We start from the raw sequence: 2,660 nt of genomic DNA, 5'->3' as shown, positions 1-2,660 counted from the left end.
CTCGAGCGACTTCTTCCCCGACGGCCGCTCCGCGCGCGCCCCCGTCCCTGGCACCGTGGCCCGCGGCCAGTTGCGCGAGGACACGGTCTTCTACACCGGCAAGGTCGGCGACCAGTTTGCCGTCCAGTTCCCCATGCCGGTGACGCGCACCCTGCTGGAGCGCGGCCAGGAGCGCTACAACATCTACTGCGCGCCCTGCCACGCGCGCACCGGCAACGGATTCGGAGTGGTGGTGCAGCGCGGCTACCGGCGTCCCGTGTCCTTCCACGACCCGCGGCTGCGGGCGGCGCCTCCCGGCTATTACTTCGACGCCATGACTCGCGGCTTCGGCGCCATGTCTGACTACGCCGCGCAGATCTCCCCGGAAGACCGCTGGGCCATCGCCACCTACATCCGCGCTTTGCAGTTCAGCCAGCACGCCACTCTGGAAGATCTGCCGCCAGTGCAGCGTGAGCAACTGATGAAAGAACCGGCGCCACCGACGCCCCAGCCCGAGCCTGCACCCGAAACCAAGCCGGCCGAAACCGAGAAGAAAGGCCCGCCGCGATGAGCTCGGAGCGCGCCAATCCGGTCATGATCAGCGACTTCGCCGCGCCGCCGATCGTGGAGCAGATCCAGCGACGCTCGCTGATCATCGGCCTGGTGGCCGGAGCCGCTTGCCTCATCGGCGCCTTCATCAATCCCGCGCAGTTCTTCCGCTCCTACCTCGCCGGTTACCTGCTGTGGCTGGGGATTTCTCTGGGTTGCCTCGCTATTCTCATGCTCCAGCACCTCTCCGGCGGCATCTGGGGATTCGTCATCCGCAGGCCGCTGGAGGCGGCGACGCGCGTCTTCCCCCTGCTGGCGCTGCTGTTCGTGCCAGTAGTGATCTCGCTGTTCGTTGACACACCCATGTACTCCTGGGCCGACCCGGCCAAGGTGGCGCACGACTCGCTACTCCAGCACAAGGCTGCGTATTTGAATCAGACCGCCTTCGTCGCCCGCGCCGTTTTCTACTTCGCGCTGTGGTGCGGCGCCGCGCATCTGCTCAGCCGCTGGTCGCTCCAGCAGGACCAAGCTCCCCGCGCCTCCTTGCGCGACCGCATGCAGGGCTTCAGCGCCATTGGGTTGCTGCTCTACGGGCTGACGGTGACTTTTTCCGCCATCGACTGGGTCATGTCCCTCGATCCGCACTGGTACTCCACCATCTACGGCATGCTGTTCATGGCCGGCGGAGCGGTGGCAGCCATGTCGCTGATGATCGCCATGGCTTCGCTGCTTTCGAAGCACCCGCCCATGTCGGACGTCCTCGCGCCCGGGCACTTCCACGATCTGGGAAAACTGCTACTGGCCTTCGTCATGATCTGGGCCTACTTCAGCTTCTCCCAGTTCCTCATCATCTGGTCCGGCAACCTGCCGGAGGAGATTACCTGGTATAAGGTGCGCCTGGCCGGAGGATGGCGGGTGGTGGGACTGGCGCTGCTGCTCTTCCACTTCGTGCTTCCCTTCCTGCTGCTGCTCTCGCGCGACTTGAAGCGGCAGGGCCGCACGCTGGCGCTGGTGGCCGCGGCGGTGCTGGCCATGCGCTACGTGGACCTCTACTGGCTGGTCGCGCCCAGCTTCCCCGAAGCCGCCGGGGGCCTGCGTTTCCACTGGCTGGACCTGGCCGCGCCCGTGGCGGTAGGCGGAGTGTGGATGGCGGAGTTCCTGCGGCAGCTCAAGAGCCGCCCGCTGCTGCCGCTGAACGATCCTTTACTGCCGCAAGTTTTGGAGCATGCTCATGGATCCGAGTGAGCTGAACATCCCCAGCCCGCGTTCACCCGCGCCGCCCAGCGGCGACGAGAACGTGCGCGCCATCCTGCGCTTCGGCTTCTGGATGATTGTGGCCGCCGTGATCATCTATGCGTCGCTGTGGGGGATGTTCCAGTACTTCGACTGGCAGGCGACCGCCTCCGACCCCGTACAAAACCCGCTGCTCGCCGGCGAAAAACCGCCCGCCAACCCGGCGGCGCGATTCCCGCAGCCGCAGTTGCAGTCCAACGCCGCCGCCGACCAGGGGAAGACGCGGGCCCGGGAGGATGAGCTGCTGAACACATACGGCTGGGTGGATCGCCAGGCGGGCGTCGTCCACCTGCCCATTGACCGCGCCATGCAAATGATCGCGGAGCGCGGCGTGCCGGCGTGGCCCGCCCCGCCTCCGCAGCCGGCGCAGACTACGGAGAAAAAGAAGTGACGACCCTGGCAACATTCCCCAGGACCGCGATCCTGCTGCTGGCATCCTTGGCGGCGACGGCGGCGCCCTACGCGCCGGCCCAGCAAAAGCAGTCCGCCGATTCCCCGCCCGCGGATACGCGCCCTCCCCTGATCCAGAAGGCGGGCATCGACCAGCGGCTCAACCAGCCACTCCCGCTCGAGGCCGCATTCCGCGACGAGGACGGGCGCAGCGTCACCCTGGGCCACTACTTCGGCCAGCGCCCGGTGATCCTGGCCCTGGTGTACTACGACTGCCCCATGCTCTGCACCCTGGTGCTCGAAGGGCTGGCCCGCGACCTCAAGCCCCTCAGCTTCGACCCCGGCAAGGAATTCGACGTGGTGGCGGTGAGCTTTGACGCGCGCGAAGGCCCGGCCAAGGCCGCGGCCAAGAAGCAGGCCATCCTGGCGCGCTACGGGCGTCCCGGCAC

Annotated in this window: 4 protein-coding genes; all 4 read left to right on the top strand. The window is 67.3% G+C overall.

The window, feature by feature from the left end; translation table 11 throughout:
• On the top strand, positions 1-550 hold a 550-nt coding region (locus VGQ94_07950; protein ID HEV2022449.1), incomplete at its 5' end, for a cytochrome c.
• Positions 547-1,773, top strand: a complete 1,227-nt coding sequence (locus tag VGQ94_07945) for a hypothetical protein (GenBank protein ID HEV2022448.1) — start codon at positions 547-549, stop codon at positions 1,771-1,773. The genes VGQ94_07950 and VGQ94_07945, both read left to right, overlap by 4 nt.
• On the top strand, positions 1,760-2,212 hold the full coding sequence (locus tag VGQ94_07940) for a hypothetical protein (protein ID HEV2022447.1): 453 nt from the start codon (positions 1,760-1,762) through the stop codon (positions 2,210-2,212). Before VGQ94_07945 ends, VGQ94_07940 begins: the two co-directional genes overlap by 14 nt.
• On the top strand, positions 2,209-2,660 hold a 452-nt coding region (locus VGQ94_07935), incomplete at its 3' end, for an SCO family protein (GenBank protein HEV2022446.1). The genes VGQ94_07940 and VGQ94_07935, both read left to right, overlap by 4 nt.

Source organism: Terriglobales bacterium, from assembly GCA_035937135.1.
In the GTDB taxonomy this organism is placed as follows: Bacteria; Acidobacteriota; Terriglobia; order Terriglobales; family Acidobacteriaceae; genus DASYVL01.
The sequence above is the reverse complement of the archived record's forward strand: the minus strand, read 5'-3'. Positions and strand labels throughout refer to the sequence as shown.

Excerpts from the sequence above, each read along its gene's own strand:
- VGQ94_07940 (HEV2022447.1), top strand. The coding sequence starts at position 1,760 with ATGGATCCGAGTGAGCTGAACATCCCCAGCCCGCGTTCACCCGCGCCG.
- VGQ94_07945 (HEV2022448.1), top strand. The coding sequence starts at position 547 with ATGAGCTCGGAGCGCGCCAATCCGGTCATGATCAGCGACTTCGCCGCG.